The 15,903-nt window shown below is 71.8% G+C and carries 13 protein-coding genes; 1 reads left to right on the top strand and 12 read right to left on the bottom strand.

Features of this window, described 5'->3' with window-relative positions:
* Positions 1-50: 50 nt before the first annotated feature.
* Genes ACFWVE_RS16960 through ACFWVE_RS16950 form a run of 3 tightly spaced genes read right to left on the bottom strand, consistent with a single transcriptional unit; the run spans position 51 to position 4,069 of the window.
* Positions 51-1,259, bottom strand: coding sequence for an aminotransferase class V-fold PLP-dependent enzyme (locus ACFWVE_RS16960; protein ID WP_384014271.1), 1,209 nt, complete (start codon positions 1,257-1,259; stop codon positions 51-53).
* 3 nt (positions 1,260-1,262) lie between these two features.
* Complete coding sequence (locus ACFWVE_RS16955; protein ID WP_384014268.1) at positions 1,263-2,600, bottom strand: pyridoxal-phosphate dependent enzyme; 1,338 nt, start codon at positions 2,598-2,600, stop codon at positions 1,263-1,265.
* The gene (locus ACFWVE_RS16950; protein WP_384014405.1) at positions 2,597-4,069 is read right to left on the bottom strand and encodes a Y4yA family PLP-dependent enzyme; all 1,473 of its coding nucleotides are present in this window, start codon (positions 4,067-4,069) and stop codon (positions 2,597-2,599) included. The genes ACFWVE_RS16955 and ACFWVE_RS16950 overlap by 4 nt, the downstream gene beginning before the upstream one ends.
* A 623-nt stretch (positions 4,070-4,692) precedes the next feature.
* Here ACFWVE_RS16950 and ACFWVE_RS16945 point away from each other — a divergent pair.
* On the top strand, positions 4,693-4,881 hold the full coding sequence (locus ACFWVE_RS16945) for a hypothetical protein (RefSeq protein ID WP_384014265.1): 189 nt from the start codon (positions 4,693-4,695) through the stop codon (positions 4,879-4,881).
* Positions 4,882-5,160: 279 nt separating this feature from the next.
* On the opposite strand, the gene ACFWVE_RS16940 is transcribed toward ACFWVE_RS16945, so the two are convergent.
* The 9 genes from ACFWVE_RS16940 to ACFWVE_RS16900 form a co-directional block, all read right to left on the bottom strand.
* Positions 5,161-5,691, bottom strand: coding sequence for a class I SAM-dependent methyltransferase (locus ACFWVE_RS16940; protein WP_384014262.1), 531 nt, complete (start codon positions 5,689-5,691; stop codon positions 5,161-5,163).
* A 37-nt stretch (positions 5,692-5,728) separates the two neighbouring features.
* A complete protein-coding gene (locus ACFWVE_RS16935) occupies positions 5,729-6,019 on the bottom strand; it encodes an ArsR/SmtB family transcription factor (protein WP_384014260.1) in 291 nt (96 codons plus the stop codon).
* Between the two features lie 94 nt (positions 6,020-6,113).
* Positions 6,114-6,416, bottom strand: coding sequence for a hypothetical protein (locus tag ACFWVE_RS16930; protein WP_384014257.1), 303 nt, complete (start codon positions 6,414-6,416; stop codon positions 6,114-6,116).
* A 913-nt stretch (positions 6,417-7,329) separates the two neighbouring features.
* The gene (locus tag ACFWVE_RS16925) at positions 7,330-9,102 is read right to left on the bottom strand and encodes an ABC transporter ATP-binding protein (protein ID WP_384014254.1); all 1,773 of its coding nucleotides are present in this window, start codon (positions 9,100-9,102) and stop codon (positions 7,330-7,332) included.
* Entirely contained in the window at positions 9,099-10,838 is a 1,740-nt protein-coding gene (locus tag ACFWVE_RS16920) for an ABC transporter ATP-binding protein/permease (RefSeq protein ID WP_384014251.1), read from the bottom strand. Before ACFWVE_RS16920 ends, ACFWVE_RS16925 begins: the two co-directional genes overlap by 4 nt.
* Complete coding sequence (locus ACFWVE_RS16915) at positions 10,835-11,914, bottom strand: SagB/ThcOx family dehydrogenase (protein ID WP_384014248.1); 1,080 nt, start codon at positions 11,912-11,914, stop codon at positions 10,835-10,837. The genes ACFWVE_RS16920 and ACFWVE_RS16915 overlap by 4 nt, the downstream gene beginning before the upstream one ends.
* Positions 11,915-11,922: 8 nt before the next feature.
* Complete coding sequence (locus ACFWVE_RS16910; protein ID WP_384014245.1) at positions 11,923-13,302, bottom strand: YcaO-like family protein; 1,380 nt, start codon at positions 13,300-13,302, stop codon at positions 11,923-11,925.
* Positions 13,299-14,777 (bottom strand): CocE/NonD family hydrolase, encoded by a 1,479-nt coding sequence (locus ACFWVE_RS16905; protein ID WP_384014242.1) that lies wholly within the window; start codon positions 14,775-14,777, stop codon positions 13,299-13,301. The genes ACFWVE_RS16910 and ACFWVE_RS16905 overlap by 4 nt, the downstream gene beginning before the upstream one ends.
* Positions 14,774-15,754 carry a hypothetical protein gene (locus ACFWVE_RS16900; protein WP_384014241.1) on the bottom strand — a complete coding sequence of 327 codons (981 nt, stop codon included), beginning with the start codon at positions 15,752-15,754 and terminating at the stop codon, positions 14,774-14,776. Before ACFWVE_RS16900 ends, ACFWVE_RS16905 begins: the two co-directional genes overlap by 4 nt.
* Positions 15,755-15,903 lie beyond the last annotated feature (149 nt).

The following is a 15,903-nucleotide window of genomic DNA, read 5'->3' as shown; positions in this document are numbered from 1 at the left end:
TGTCGCGACTACGGAGCAATCTACAGGTGGAAACGGTTATCAATAGCTGTTCACTCCAGTGAGCCGAGAACGGCGAGCAGACGATCGATCTCCTCGTCGGTGTTGTAGACGTGCAGGCTGACCCGCACGGATCCGCTCTTCTCGTCGGCACCGGCCTGGCAGAGGCTGTCGGCCCGGACCATGAAGCCGTGACTGTAGAGGATGAAACCCAGGTCGTCGGAGGGAATGCCGCGGTGCCGGAAGGTGACGATGCCGTGCCGCCGCTGAGCCGTGGGCAGCACACTGTCCGCGGCGAGGCTGGCGGGGCAGCCGAGCACGTCGTAGGACCCCAGGCGGTGCAGCCGGTCGGTCAGGCGAGTGGTCAGCCGGGAGAGGTGCCGGGCGATTCGTTCCGGGCCGGCCTCGTCCAGCCAGTCGAGCGCCGCCAGGAGCGACACGATGCCTGCGGTGTTGGGGGTGCCCTGCCATCCCCCGGGCCGCAGCGCCGGCCCCCGGGTGTTGCGTGCCCAGACCGCTCCCGTGCCGGGCAGGGCCATCGCCTTGTGCCCCGAAAAGACGAGGAAGTCGACGTCGAGGGCCGGGTCACCGACGTGGACGGGGAGGTGGCCGACGCTCTGGGCGGCGTCCAGGCAGATCGGTACGTCGGGGCCGACGGCGGCGCGCAGGCGGTGCACGTTCATGTCGCCGCCGTAGACGTGGTGGACGTGGGTCGCTGCGACGAACCGGGTGCGGGGGCCGATCGCCCCGGCGAGGGCGCGGTGGTCGTAGTCGCCGGAGGACGCCTGGTAGGGAAGGGCCCGTACCCGTATGTCGGCACCGCGCTCGCCCAGCAGGCGACGGGCTTCGAGCCAGGGGTCCAGGTTGGCCTGGTGGTCGGCGAACGGAACGAGGATCTCATCGCCGTCGGCGAGGTACGGCACGAGCCAGTCGCGGGCGACGGTGCGCAGGCCCTCGGTGGTGCCGCTGGTGAAATGGACGGTGGAGTCCTGCGGTTGCCGGTCACCCAGGAACTCCTTGACTCGTTCGCGGGCCCGTTCCACCAGTTCTGTGGTGCGGTTGGCCCAGGGATAGGTACCACGGCCCGCGTTGGCGTTGGACGTGGTGAGGTAGGTCTCGACGGCATCGAGGACGGCCCGCGGTTTCTGCGCGGTCGCCGCACTGTCCAGGTACGTCAGGTCCGGGTGCGCGGCGACGATCGGGAACTGCGCCCTCAACTCCTGTTGCCAGAAGCCACCTTCGTCGGCTGCCTTCTCAGACATGGTTCACTCCCTCACCAGCGGTGCGCCGGCGTCCCGCCACGCCACGATCCCGCCCGCCAGACTCCTGACGTCCGGGTGGCCCATACGGGACAGCAACGCGGCGTAGCGCAGCGACTTCTCCCCCACCGGACAGGCGAGCAGCACCGGGGTGCGCTTGCTGAACGGCAGCCCCGGCCGGACCAGTTCCTCGAAGAGTTCGTCGACGATGTTGACCGAGCCCTCGATGTGCAGGGCTGCGTAGGCGTGCGGACCACGCAGATCCACCACCATCGGACGGGGTTCCCCCTCCGCGATCCAGCGCCGTGCGTCGTCGACGCCGATCGCACGGGCTTCCGCCCTGATCTCGTCGCCGCTGAGCGCCGACGAGGAGTGCCCCCGCCGCGCCCTGCCCAGAAGCTCCGGGCGGCGTTGGCGTACATAGCTCAGGTAGCTCTCGGCCCGGTCGCACACGATGAACACGGCGGTCTGGCGACGGCCGGTACCGTCCAGTTCGGTGTCGACGGACGCCAGATGGCGCACGGCTCCCTGGTAGGCGGCGCCGCCGGTCGGTCCCGACAGCAGTCCGCAGCGGCGGATCAGGGTGACCATCCCGTCGATGGCTTCCTGTGAGGTGACCGAGGCGAGCGAGTCGTAGGTCGCCGGGTCGAACAGACCGACCTGGTGGACCTCGTCGATGGTGCGGATGCCGGGGATGAAGTCGGACTTGTCGGCGACCAGTCCGAGAACACGTACGTCGGCATCATGTTCGCGCAGGACGCGGGCGACGCCCGTGGAGGAACCGGCCGTGCCGACGCAGGCCACGAACCAGTCCGGCGCGCGCCCGTCCAGGTCCTTGACTATCTCGGGACCGGTGCCGGCCGCGTGTGCCTCGACGTTGCGCGGGTTGAAGTACTGGTCGGTGTGCAGGTAGGTGCTGCCGGGCTCGGAGAGCGCCTGGTGGAAACGGGTGAGCGGGTCGTCGGTGTCGGTCGGGTCGAGGCACTCGCTCTGTCCTGGCAGCTCCTCGATCTCGGCGCCGAGGAGCAGGAGCAGTTCCTTGATCTCGGGGACGCGCATGCGGTTGGTGACGCTCTTGAACCTCAGTCCGTGCATGCCGGCCAGCAGGGCGAGGGCCTTGGCGGTGTTGCCGCTGGAGAGTTCCACGACCGTCCCCTCGCCGTCGGCCGCGGCCTCCAGGTGGGGCCGGGCCATGTGCCAGGCGGGCCGGTCCTTGACGGACCCGAACGGGTTGAGCATCTCCAGTTTGGCGTAGAGGTCGATGTTGCGCAGCCCGTGTACGGAGGAGTCGATGCGGACCAGCGGTGTGTTGCCGATGGCCTCGGTGATGCTGTCGTACCTCATGCCGGCACTCCCTGCAGACGTGTGAGCGGCCAGTAGTCCTCGTCCGGGCACCAGCGCCAGGTCCCGTCCTCTTCTGTGACCGCAACCGTCCGCGCCGACGGCTGGCGTTGCGCGTGGTGGGCATGGAAGTCCATGACATATCCGGCGGTGTTGACGAAGGCCAGCAGGTCCCCCACTTGAGGCATGTGGGGGAGGAACACCAGCCGACGGGTGATCAGGTCGGCTTCCAGACAGAGGTTGCCGACGAGATGAACCCCGACTGCCGCGTCGTCCGACGACTTGTGCCGAGGGCCACCACGCGGCAGCAGTACGGGGTCGACCAGGACCCCGTGTTCCTCCAGGCTCACATCTCCGGCGTTCATGCCAAGTCTCACCAGGTACCGGTCAGGTTCGTCGCTCACAGGTCGCACCTCCAGCACCCGTGCCAGCGACAGACCGCACTGGTCGACGAGGGCGCGGCCGGGTTCGACGTACAGGTCGTGAAGGTGCTCCAGGAGCAGAGTGGCCGGTGCACGGCCAAGGACGGGGGCGGGGCGGGAGAGGAGTTCGTCGAGGTAGCCGGGTCCGGCAGTGGGGCGATGTGCGGGGTAGAGGGCGGCGGTACCGCGTACCGTGCCGGCCTCGTTGCGCAGGCCGTAGCCATGGCCGCGCCAGGTCAGGGGCGGGCGGGCGCCGAGGACCGCCTCGCTCAACGCGGTCGTCCAACGCTCCCACTCACCGGCGTCCTCGACGTAGCCGACCCCGAAGCCGCCGCCGATGTCCACCGCGCGCGGCGCGAGACCCCGTGCGCGGCACTCGTCCATGAGCAGCACACAGCGCTCCAGGGCCCGGCCCTTCTCCTCCAGCCCGGTGGTGTCCAGATGATAGGCCAGGCCGACCAGTTCGACGCTGTCCGCATGCCGTTCCAGCGCCGCCCACAACCCGTCCGCCTCGGCGACCGGAGTACCGAACCGGCTGCGGCGCGACAACATCCGCGTACCCGCTCCGCCGGGTCCGGCCTCCGACTCGAACCCGGACAGCCGTACCAGCACGTCCGCCCTGCGCAGCGCGTACTTCCTTACCAGAGCGGCCAGTTGTTCCAGCTCGGCGACCGAGTCGACGTTCACCGTCGCGCCCACCCGGGCGGCCAGCCAAAGAAACTCGGTGTCCTTCGGGCCTGTGGCCATCATCCGGTCCCCGGTGAAACCGCAGCCCAACGCGTGCCGCAGCTCCTCCAGGGAAGCCACGTCGACGCCGACGGCGGCCGAGTCGCACGCCGCGAGCCTGCGCACCAGGGCGCTGGAACGATTCGCCTTGTGGGCGAAGTACACCCTTCCGGCGAGGTGGTGACGCCGGTAGACGGCGCCGAAGCGTTCCGCGTTCTCAGCGACGACCTCTGGAAGCAGCACGTTCAGCGGCGATCCCAGTGCGTCGACCAGGGAGTGCAGGAACGGCGCGTCCCCCAGCAGCGAGGCGAGCGGTGGGTCCACCCGCGGCCTCAAGAACAAGGGCGCGTCCCTCACGAAGTACCTCCCACGTCAGTCGATCATCGTGTCATCGTCCCGATGATCAGTACGTGATAGTCGTTTCCAACTACACACGCTGCTAAGCCTCCTGCTCCCAACGCAGCCATCCTTGTCCCACGCTCCGGGTCGGGCCGGCACCCGTGACTCAGACAGTGCGGGGAGCGGCTACCGCGGGTTTTCGCCCCCCAGCGGGCTCCGCAGGTGGTTCGTCCTGCCGCTGATGACCTCATGGCGCTGGCCAACAGCATCGAAACTTGGCAATGGTTTTCACGTCAACTGCCTCAGCGTTGCCTGCAGCGCCCATGACCACCTGTCGTGGAGGTTCTATGCCCATATCCACGCCCCAGTACCATCGCCGGGTGCTTGATCACCGGCACCTACCTGTCTCCCTCGCCTCTGACGGGGTGCGGTAGCTCGTCGTCCGGTACCGACGGCAACAGCGGCACTTCCCCGCACTCCGTTTCTGTGCCGGATATCGAGTCGGTCGCCTCGACCAACACTTGCGGGGACGTCGCCGAGCAACCATCAGAGACCCTGACAACTCCGTCGACCGGCTGCTCAAATGCGGCGACGATGCTTCCGGCGAGGTGACCAACGCAGTCGAAGTCCCAGGCAGAACCACGTCCGAGTGGCTCGGCCTGGTCAACGACCTCGGCTCCACCGCCGACATCACCTCCTGGATCGAGCAGGGCGGGCCAGGTCTCGCGGACCCGCCCGGTGTGCTCGACCCGTGCGGCTTCACTCCGTCCCGACGGGTGCGGGGACAGGTGGGCTGACAGGAGCCCTTGCGCGACGGGTGTCGGACCAGGGCATCATGTTTGGCACCGGCCCGGTCTTCATGGTCAGCCAGATGCCGGTGCGGCTCGCGGATGCCCGGCTCCGGGAAAGGCCGGGTGAAGGGCCCCCCGAGTCAGAGCGGGCAGGGGCAGAGTCAGCCGGTCCCTCCCGTCACACAGTCACAGTGCTCCCCCACGTACAGGGTCACAGGCCCTGCCGCCCTTCGGCCTCACTCAGCGTGCACCGCCTTGTCATGCATGAGCCAGCCGACAGGATGGTCAGAGTGGTGGCGGCCATCCACAAGAGTGCACGCAAGGGGAACACATCGACGAGCATTTCCCGGGTGCCGGCCGGAAGTTCGTCGTACATGGGTGAGGACAGGGTGCTGAGCGTGCGGAAAGCCAGGACCTGGAGGCCGGGTTGCCGCGCCGGCCCGTCGCACGTCCGAGGCGGTGGACGTTCACCTCGGTCCGGAAGGGCAGGACGGCTTCCACGGCGAAGAGGCAGGGACCCTCAAAGTGAGCGGCGACCGTGTCCGCCCATGTTTCGTCCGTGACCGACGCTGCGATCATCGTGCGGCGTGGCGTGTCGTCGAAGAAGCCGCGGCGCAGCACGATCACGTCGGGCGGTTCGAGTTCGAACCAGCGGGCCCAGCCGTTGTCGGTGCGCTCGTAGCGGGTGTTGAGGCCGGTTCCGATCTCCACCACGGTGCCGGTGGGGTGGATGGCCAGGAAGTCCGCCGCCCAGCGGCCGAACAGGCTGGTGCGCAGTACCGTGCCGGTCGGAGGGGGCAGGTCGTCGAATAACAAGAGATACCCGGCACTGTCACGTCGTGACGCTACCGGGCTACTCCTGCGCGTGCCGGATGGCGTCCAGCACGATGTGGGCGACGTGGTCGTCGGCGAGGCAGTACTGGATCTCGCGAGCTTGGCGCCGGGTCGTCACGATCCGGGAGTTGCGCAGCACTCGAAGGTGCTGGGAGACCAGCGGCTGGCTCACCCCGAGAGCATCGACCAGTTCATGGACGCATTTTCCACTCCGGGACAGCTCGCGCACAATGCCGAGGCGGACCGGGGACGCCAGCGCCTTCAGCAGGTCACTGGCGGCCCGGAGGTCCTGCAGCGGTTCGTCGGTCACGGTTGCACAGAGGGCGGAGGGATTATCACATGCGCACATTAGCATGTGATAATGATTTCCAGTTGATACTTACCCTTCCGACCGATGACGCGGTTCAGTGGTCGTCCCAGTGCCCGTCGTGAGCCGCGTGCCGGTGACCGTCATGCACATAGTCGACGTGACCTTCATGCGGGACGGCGACATGACCGCACCCCTCCCCGTGCTGATGACCGTGGTCCGCATGAGTGGTGTGACCGGCACTGATGCACTCGTCGACGTGGTCCTCGTGGACCCGGTGGATATGACTGTCGTGCGCGTAGTCGACGTGGTCGCCGTGCGGAATGGCGACGTGGCCGCAGCCCTCGGCGTGGGTGTGCGGGTGACTGTCATGCGTGCGGTGATCGGTGGCAGTGGTCATGTCGTGCTCCTGGCTTCACTCTTGGGTCACCTGCGGCTCGCGCCCCTCAGGTCATGCATTGCAACATTAACATATAGCAATCAATGCATGTTTGCCTGCAGTCCGCCGGCTCCTTCCCAGGTAGGTGAAACCGCCCCCTGCTGCGGGCCACGACTTCACGATCCCGGCGGCTCACTGTCGTTGGCTGCGTGACGAGTGCCGCAAAACCACGCGTGTTGTGGTCCCGGCTCCGGCGTCATGGTGCAGTTTGCCGCCGCGGACCGCGTACGGCTGCTCGTTCCCTGGTTGTGGGCGTGGCCGGTTGGGCCGGGAGCGTCAACGAGCTTCACCGATTCCCCGGCTCCAGGTAGACGGACGTGTACTGAGCGTTGCGAACCTGGACACCACGAACAGTGTGGACGTCCTCGGGGCGGACGCCGGAGGACGGTTGTTCCGGCCGTGGGCCGGGCGGCGGGCACTACCACTGTCCGATCTGCCGCACCCACGGCCACAGCCGACCGGTCGACTCCGATACGTCGAGGAGTGGGCCGACGCGTCACCGCCGACCCCGGGTCCGCCGCGGTGGAGCACGTCTTTGAACTCACCAGTGTCTGCTCCGGTCGGCTGCGGCCCCGACGAACACTGGAGAGCCGGTGAGCCTGTTGGAGTCGGGCCGGGACTCCACGACGCAGCGGGCCCGCGACGGCACGAACTGAAGGCGACCGTAGGCAAACGCTGCGCCCCACCCGCACACGCCGCTGCCCTCCTTGTCGGCCCCTCCGCGCAGAACCGGGCTGCCTGTCTCCGGGGACGGCCGCCGCATGTCCTCCCATCACCGGGCGACGAACCCTCCCGCCGTCCGGAAGACCGCATCGCACAGTCAGGCCGTCGGCAGACACGTCGAAGAAGGTTCATCACGCTCCAGCGGAGGGTTTCAGGGTGGCGTGAGGTTCAGTACGCGATGGAGCGCGCCGCCCGGGCGGGCGGTCAGGTCGGCCCAGGTGCCCTCCTCCGCGATGCAGCCGGATTCCAGCACGGCGATACGGTCCGCACGACGGATGGTCGCGGGGCGGTGTGCGATGACGATGGTCGTGCGGTCGCCGTGGGCGAGCGCGGTGGCCAGTCGGGCGTCACCGCCGTTGTCCAGATGGGCGGTGGTCTCGTCCAGCACGAGGACCCTGGGCCCGGCCAGGAGGGCGCGCGCGAGGGCGATACGGGCGCGCTGGCCGCCGGAGAGCGTGGAGCCGCGCTCCCCGACGAGGGAGCCCATGGAAGCGATCTCGTCGACGCCGCACAACCGGGCGGTGCCGGCCAGGAGGTCGTCGTCCGCGTCCGGTGCGGCCAGGCGCAGGTTCTCGGTGAGGGTGCCGTGGAAGAGGGGGGCGTCCTGGCCCACGACGGCGACGGCACGGCGCAGTTCGGCGTCGGCCACGTCACGGAGATCGATGGGGTCGCCATCGCGGGGCACCAGGTGGACGGCTCCCTCGGACGGGTCCCAGAAACGGGCCAGCAGGTGGGCGCAGGTCGACTTGCCGGCTCCCGAAACGCCGACCAGGGCGAGGGTCTGCCCCGCGGGAACCGTCAGCTCGACCGCGTCCAGCACGGGCCGGCCGCCGTAGTCGAAACTCACCTTGTGCAGCCGGACACCCAGCGGACCCGGCGGGAGCGGACGGGGCGAGGCGGGTTGCGGAGCGAGGGAGGGGGCTTTCACCGCCGCGTCGACGCGGGCGGCGGCGGCACGCAGACCCACCGCCTGGCTCAGGGCCCTGGCCGACTCTGCGACCGGTCCGAGCACCGACAGCGCCAGCGCCATCGCCGCCGGGGCCCACGCGCCGTGCAGCCGCCCGGAAGTCACGGACTGCGCGGCCGCGGCCACCACGCCGAGGACCGCGAGGACGATCAGCAGATCGCGGACGGCGGCGGCCATGGCCTCCCAGGCTGCCTCGGCCCGCTGCGCCTCACCCACCCGCCGGCCCTGCTCGGCGAGACGGCGGCGGCGCTCGGCCAGCGCTCCGAAGGCGAGCAGTTCGCGCAACCCGTCGACGGTCTCCACGGTGTCGGCCGAGAGCTTCGCGGTCGCCGCCCTGGTCCGGGCCCCGCGCATGGCGCGCCCGCGCGCGTCGGCGAAGGGGGCCACGGTGAGCAGCGCGGCGACCGGCAGCACCGCCACCAGCAGCCACGGCTCGACGGTGGCCAGCACGACGGCTCCGCCGGTGAACATCACTCCGCCGGCCAGGAGTTGGGCGGTGGTGTGGGCGTAGAAGAACTCCAGCGCCTCCACGTCGGCCATCGCGGTGGCGGCCAGGTCCCCGCTGCGTCGGCCGGCCACGCGGGCGGGCGCACTACGGGCGAGCCCGTCGAAGACCCGCACGCGCAGTTCGGCGAGTACCCGGTAGGCCAGGTCGTGCGAGAGGTCCATCTCGCGCCAGGTCGTCACGGCGCGTACGAGGACGAGGGCGACCAGTGCGGTGACTGTGCCGGCCGAGGGGGCGCGGTCCTCGATGACGGCGGTTCCGACGCTGTGCGCTGCCAGCGTCAGCAACGCCACCAGGGAGCCCTGTTCGGCGAGTGCGGCGGCGCAGGTGCGGGCCATCATGCCCCGGTGCCCGGCGAGGGCGGGCAGCAGGGCGCGCAGTGAACCCCGCGGGGGCACGGACGTGTCGGTCACGCTGCCCGGTGTTCCGTCGGTGTCGATGGTGCTGCTCATGCGGCGAGCCCTTCTTCGTGCGTGTGACCCGCTTTGACGAGCTCGGCGTAGACGCCCCCGGCGTCGATGAGGCCGGTGTGTTCACCGATGGCGTCCACGCGTCCGCCGTCGAGCACCACGATGCGGTCGGCGTGCTGGACGGCGGCGAGCCGGTGGGCGACCAGCAGGACGGTCCGGCCGCCTGCGGCGTCCAGCAGTTCCCGGACGATGTGGGCCTCCCGGCGTTCGTCGACCGAGCTCGTGGCCTCGTCGAGGACGAGCACCCGGGCGTCGGCCAGCAGGGCGCGGGCGAGGGCGAGGCGCTGGCGTTGTCCGCCGGACAGGGTGGCTCCTCGTTCGCCGAGCACGGTGGCGTAACCGTCGGGAAGGGACTCGATCTCGTCGTGGATGCCGGCGGTCCGCGCCGCGCGGAGGAGTTCGTCGTCCGTGGCCGTCGGCCGGGCCAGGCGCAGGTTGTCGGTGATGGTGGCGTGGAAGAGGTAGGTCTCCTGCGAGACGACGGCTATGCCCTGCCGCAGGGAGTCGAGTGCGTACCCGGAGACGTCGCGGCCGTTGACGGTGATCCGGCCACGTTGCGGCTGGCGGTGGCGCAGGAGCAGGGCGAGCAGTGTGGACTTGCCCGCGCCGGACGGACCGACGATGGCGGTGGTGCGCCCCGCCTCGACGGTGAAGGTGACATCCCGGAGGGTGGGTTCCTCGGCGCCGTCGTAGCTGAACTCGATTTGCTCGAAGCGCACTTGAGGCGGATCCGGCCAGTCCGCTCGTTCCGTCATGGTGTCGGGGACCGCGGGGTCGGCGGTGCGCAGCGCCGCGAGTCCGTCCGCGGCCGACACGCCCAAGTACCCGGCGTGCCATTCGCGGGACAGGTCGCGTACGGGCCTGAAGCACTCGGAGGCCAGCAACAGCATCAGGTAGGTGCCGGTGGGGGTGGTGGATGCAGTGACGGCCGACCAGCAGGCGAGCAGCGCGGCCGCCACGGTGCCGCCCTGGATGGCCAGGTCGGTGAGTCCGGTGTCGACCAGTGACACGCGGAGCTTGGCGACGGTGGCCCGGTGCAACGCCGTTGAGCGTTCCTCCAGCCGCTCGCGGGTGCGCCCGACGGCTCCTGCGGCGCGCAGCGCGGGCATGCCCTGCAGCGCTTCGAGGTAGTCGGCGCCCAGCCCTTCGTAGGTGTCCCAGTGTTCCTTGCCGCGCTCGGCGAGAAGCCGGTCCCAGGCACGTGGGCCGAACAAGCCGAGCAGCAGAGCGGGTACGAGGCCGAGGAGGGCGACCGGTTCGACGGCGGCCAGGGCGGCGAGCAGCAGGGGCGGCACACTGATGGTGATGAGGAGCTGCGGCAGGTAGCGGGAGACATAGGCGTCGACGCCTTCCACCCCGTCGACGAGAGTGGTGCGCACCGCCCCGGCGCGCGCGGAGGTCAGGTGCGCGGGCCCGAGCCGTCCGAGGTGGGTGAGGAGTTCGTCCCGCAGGCGAACCCTGACCCGTGCCCCGGCGCGGGTGGCGGTGCGCCGCTGCCACTGGCCGAGCCCCGCTCGGGCGGCGACGACACCGAGCACTCCTCCGAGGAGCAATGGGAGCCGGTCCGTGTCGCCCCGGGCCACGTCGGCGAGGGCGACCGCGAGCAGCACGGCCTGCGCGAGGTGGGCCAGGGTGACGGCCCCCTGCAGGAGAGTGGCCGCGAGCAGGGGGCGCTGTGCGTGCCGTGCGGCGCGGCGCAGCTCGGGGTGGACCATCACGAGGTTTCCTCTTCGGAGTGGGTGGTGCCGAGGGCCAGGCCGTGGACGATCCAGTCCCTGCCCGGTGCGGCGCCGAGCGCGGCACCGAGGTCGGCCTGCTGCCAGGCGCCGACGGGGCGGCCAGCCAGGCCGTGCCGGCCGGCGGTCATGTGGGCCAGGTGGACGGCGAAGCCGGCGCGGAGGTGGGTCCGGCGGATCTGCGGGGCTTCGGCGTCCGTCGGACAGCCGTAACCGAGCAGGACGGCGCCCGCGTCCGCGATCCACGGCTGGCCGGCGGCCCAGGCGGCGAGCGTCGGCCGGGCCTCCCCCGCGGCGAGACGCCGCAGTGTGCCGTCAGGCGCCGACTTGACGAGTTCGGGCTGTGGTTCGCCGACGGCCGCGCACCACCCGAGTTCACCGGCGCTCGCCTCGGCGGCGGCGAGCAGCGCCCGCAGGGCCGGCCGAGGCGGGGTGCCCCGCAGCGGTGGCGGGGCGCTGCGGCGGGTCAGCAGGTCGCGGGGCGTGGGTGCGCCGGCGGCCAGGTGTCCGGTCCCGGGCGGAGCGAAGTGCAGCACGGCGAGGGGGTTTTCGGCGAGTCCGCCGAGGTCGGGTGCCGTCGACCCGACGCCCAGGGAGCGCGCCGCGAGCCACAGCGCCGCGGCGGCGTGCCCGGCGTCCAGCAGGATCAGCGGCCAGGCGCGGTGGCCGTAGTGCGAGATCGTGCGCTGCGCGGTGACGGACAGTTCGACGGTGACCCCGCGGGGTGTGTCATCGGGTTCAGGGCCGAGGTGGTGCACGCGGTGGCCCAGCGGGTCGTAGCCATAGCGTCCCGGCGGCAGCGGGCACCCGGTGCCCACGACGAGCCGGGCGTCCACCGGGTGCAGCGCGCCCGCGGACGGGGCCGGCCGCAGCCGTCCGGCGGCGTTCGAGGCAGCCAGGGAGAGGCGGAGCAGCAGGCCCAGGTCGAGCTCTCCGGGGCGGGCGTCCGGCAAGGGAAGGGCCGGCCCGGGCCACGGTCGGACAGCGGTCCCGGCAGGCGTGTCCGGGCCCGGCTCCTCCGGGGTGCGGGCACGGGCGAGGGCGGCGACTAGGTCCACGGGTGGCCTCACATGTGGGGCGGAGGAGCCAGCGTGAAGTCCTCCGGCGCGCTCGGCGCAGTCGTGCGCCAGCCACGGGCGACGGCGGCGTCGGCGAGACGCGGGGAGCCGAAATACCCGAAAGCCGCCGGGGCGTTGGGGATGAGACCGGAGACGAGGACCCGGGCGACGCGCAGCGCCGTTTCGGCCACGTCCTCGGTGGTGAGGTCGAACGTCATGACGCGATGGCCGGCGTCGTGGAGCGCGCGCTCCAGCCGGTCGCGGCTGCCGGGCTCGACCGCGTCGACGGATACGGTTCCGCGCGCGGGCTCGGTGAACCGCCGGGCCTCGGGCGCCATCCGCTCGTCCAGCCAGACCTGCACGTGCGCGCCCAGGTCCCGTACGTGTGCGAAGTCCTCGCCGCACGCGTCGAGGTAGCGACGGTCCTCGCGGTGGTCCAGGTAGAGCCCGCGGGCGAGCAGCCCCGCCTCGACGGCCTGGAACACCCAGCCGTCGGGATCGACGAGGCCCTGCGTGAAGACCCAGGTGTGGACGGCCTCCAGTACAGCCTTGCGGGCGGCCTCGACCGGGTCGTGCTTGCAGGCGAACCCGGCGGCGTAGAGCCCGAGCCGTGGATCGTGGACGAGCGCGGCCATGCAGGGAGCGAACTCCGAGGGCATCTCGGCGAGATGGACGTCGAGTTTGGATCCGGCGAGGTCGTCGGCGAGGCCGGGCACACTCGCCGGATCGATACCGCGGGTCGGGCCGTCGAGGTGCCACCACAGTTCGAGGGCGTCGCGTTCGACGATCTCCAGCAGGCCGCGTTCGACCGCGTCGTCGAAGCCCTGCCCGGTGGCGATGCCGGCGTAGTTGAGGTGGTGGGTGCGGGGCAACGAACGCAGCTCGCCCTGACGCCAGTTGAGGTGGGTGAGAGCGACGGGTGCCCAGACCTCGGCTCTGTCGCCGCCGGGCAGCCGTTCCTCGCCGCGCGTCCACAGGGAAGGGGTGTCGGGGGTGAGGGGACGGTAGGGGAACTTCTCGCGGGCGTACTGCCAGTCGGCGTAGGCGGGCAGGTCGCCGGGACCGTACAGCCGCAGGCCCTTGTCCACCAGCTCGGCGGCCGTGGCGCGCAACGGGGCGCCGGGATGGCCGGGCGGGGGCACGCGGTTGCCGCAGTAGCGCTCGATTCCCTCGGCTATCGCGGCGATCCGGGCGCCCTCGGGGTCGCCGAAGGTGGTGCCGAGCGACACCCGGTCGGCCGGCCACAGACCGAGCTTTCGGGCATCGGATATCTCGGCGGTGAGCGCGGTGTAGCGGGGTGGGGTGCCCGGCGGGTGCTCGACGGGTTTGACCTTGCGGACGATGCCGCACACGGGGTCGACCAGGGCTTCCAGCGGCAGCGCCGTCATCGCAGGATCTCCTGTACGGGATCGGTGGGGGTGGGACGGGAGCGGAGCACGGGCAGGCGGAGCGCCACGTGCCCGGGGTCGACCTCGCGCCGGGAGGCGAGGAGACGGGTGGCCGTGACCGGGTCGTCGCCGGTGTGGGGGTTGCGGGCGTGGGCGGGGAAGTGGTGTCCGGCGATCTCCAGGCGGAGCCTGGTGCCCGCGGGCAGCCGCCGTGCGAGCGAGCCGAGCCCCACGGTGAACTCGGCGGCCCTCCCCGGGGGATCCGCGCGCCGGACGACTCCGACGGCGAGCCGCTCGGCCGCCCCCTCGGAGGTGAGCGCGACGAGCCGTGCCGCCCAGTCCGCGGAGCGGGTGTCGGCGGCCGCACGCAACCGGACCTCGGCGGTGCCGATGACGTCCAGCGCCCTCGGCAGCGGCGGGGTGACGAACAGGCAGCGGTCGGGTGTGCCCCCGGTGGTGACGGTGAGTTCCTCGGAGGAGACGGGCTGCTGCGGGTCGGCCGTGAAGGAGGATCCGTGCAGCAATCGTACGTTCTGTGAGCGCGGCTCCCCCTGCATTCCCGCGGACACCCACAGGGGGCTGTCGCCCAGCCCGACAGCGCCTCGTCGTCCGGCCGCGAGGCCCCCGGTGAGGGCGAGCCGGGCCCAGCGCGCGTAGAGATCGCCGAGGTTCACCCGGTGTACGGGCTGGGCGTCGGTCCCGGGCGCGGCGACGAGACCGTGCCCCCAGGGGCCCAGCAACAGGCGTGAAGGGCCGCCCCAGCGGCGCCACAGCGCGACGGTGTCGTCGGTGAAGTGGTCGTGGTGGCCGCCCACCGCGAGCAGAGGCGTCCCGGCGTGCTCGGCCCGTGAACCGAGCCGGCCGCGCTCACGGTGGAGCCACAGGTCCGGCCAGGAGGGCAGGCTTCGGCCGAGCCGGACCGGGAGGTCGATCAGCGGCAGGTGGGTCAGCAGGCCGGGGTCCTCGGTGAGAGCGTCCGTCAGGGCGTCCTCGTCGGAGTCGCGCCGGTCGCCGTGCGCGGCCCACCATCCGGCGCGAGCCCACAGCCGTTCCACGCCCGAGGGTTCGCGAGCCGTCTCGGCGGCGCCCAGGGCGGGCACGGCGGCGATGACTGCGTCGGGGCGGGCGTCCTCGGGCGCGTCGAGCGCGAGGGCGACGGCGCAGTGGGCGGCGTAGGAGGCGCCGACCGCCACGACGTGTCCGTCGCTCCAGCGCTGCCGACGGATCCAGCGCAACGCCTGCGCCCCGTCGTCGGCCTCGTTCTCGTACGGGCGCCACTCCCCCGGCGAAGCGTGCCGGCCCCGCACGTCCTGGACCAGTGCGGCAAAACCGCGCCCGGCCCACCCTCGCAGTTCGGCGTGATGCCGGCGCCGGTCGTAGGGCGTGCGGATGAGGACGGCCGGGAAGGGCCCCTCGCCGTCAGGGAGCCGGCCGTCGGTCGCGAGACCCCCGACGGCTTCGGTGAACGACGTCATCCGGCCTTCCCCGGCATCGGGGCGACGTCGGGGACGGGCAGGACGGGGTGCTCGGTGACGGTCAGCGTGCGCAGATCGACGCGCCGGAGCCGGCGCCGCGCGGGCAGCCCGCCGGGGTGGGGGGCATCGGTGGCCCACCGGGTGAGGTCGTCGGCGAGCAGGGCGGCGAGCGACCCGGCCGCGGGCGCGGTGAGCTGCACGGGTGCGCCGGACGTGCGAGGTCCGCTCCAGTAGGCGGCCAGCTCGCGGTGCGCCGGTGTGGCGGCGAGCCTGCGGGCACGGACGTGGGCCGAGGTGACGTCCCCCGGAGCGGCCGCGAGGGGTTCGACGCAGGCCTGCCAGCCCTCACGGTGACAGCGCAGCCAGGCGACACCACGCTCGGGCAGTCGGTCGGCGGCGTCCCACAGCCCTCCGGGGACGGGACCGTCGAGACACCACACGACGGCGGCGGGCACCGCGTCGGCCGGGGTGCCGGGTGCGGCCCGGGGCGCGCGGTCCGGGCCGTCGTGTGCCCGGGAAGTGTCGTCCGCCGGGCGGCCGGACGCTGCAGGCGCCGCGTCGGCGAGGCCGGCCACGGGAGCCGCCCCGGTCGAGCCGCCCGACGCCACGGGAATCACGTCTGCGAGGTCGTCGGGTCCGGCCGATCTCGGTTCCGCACCCGAGGCACGCAGGAACGCGGCCAGCGGCTCGGTCAGCACGGGAGAGCCCAGCAACAGGATGTCCCGGTGCCCGGCGGGCCATTCGGCGTCCCGCGGGCCGTCCACCAGGTATCCGGCGCCGTCGAAGGCTCCAAGGAGCCTGTCGAGTTCGGCATCCGGCTCGCCGGTGGACCGGCCGGACAGCCGGGACAGCAGAGCGCTGTCGTCCGCGTCCCCCGTCCTCACGCTGAAGAACTCCCCGTCGGCCGTGCGGACGGCGAGCCCTCGCTCGGGTACGGCAACGATCTCGACACCGGATGCGAGCTGACTGCGGGACACGTCGGTTCTCCTGTGGGAAGACGGCCTGAGTGGGCGTGGGGCCGCCCCCCCCCCCGGCGGGGGGGGGGGGGCCCCCCGCGGGGGGGGGTGGCCCCCCCCCAAAACCCCCTCCAGCTGGTGGTGGTTGAAGAGCGGCGGGGGGTGGGGGT

It is taken from the genome of Streptomyces sp. NPDC058632 (genome assembly GCF_042717095.1).
Taxonomy (GTDB): Bacteria; Actinomycetota; Actinomycetes; order Streptomycetales; family Streptomycetaceae; genus Streptomyces.
This window is presented reverse-complemented; position numbering and strand designations above follow the sequence as displayed.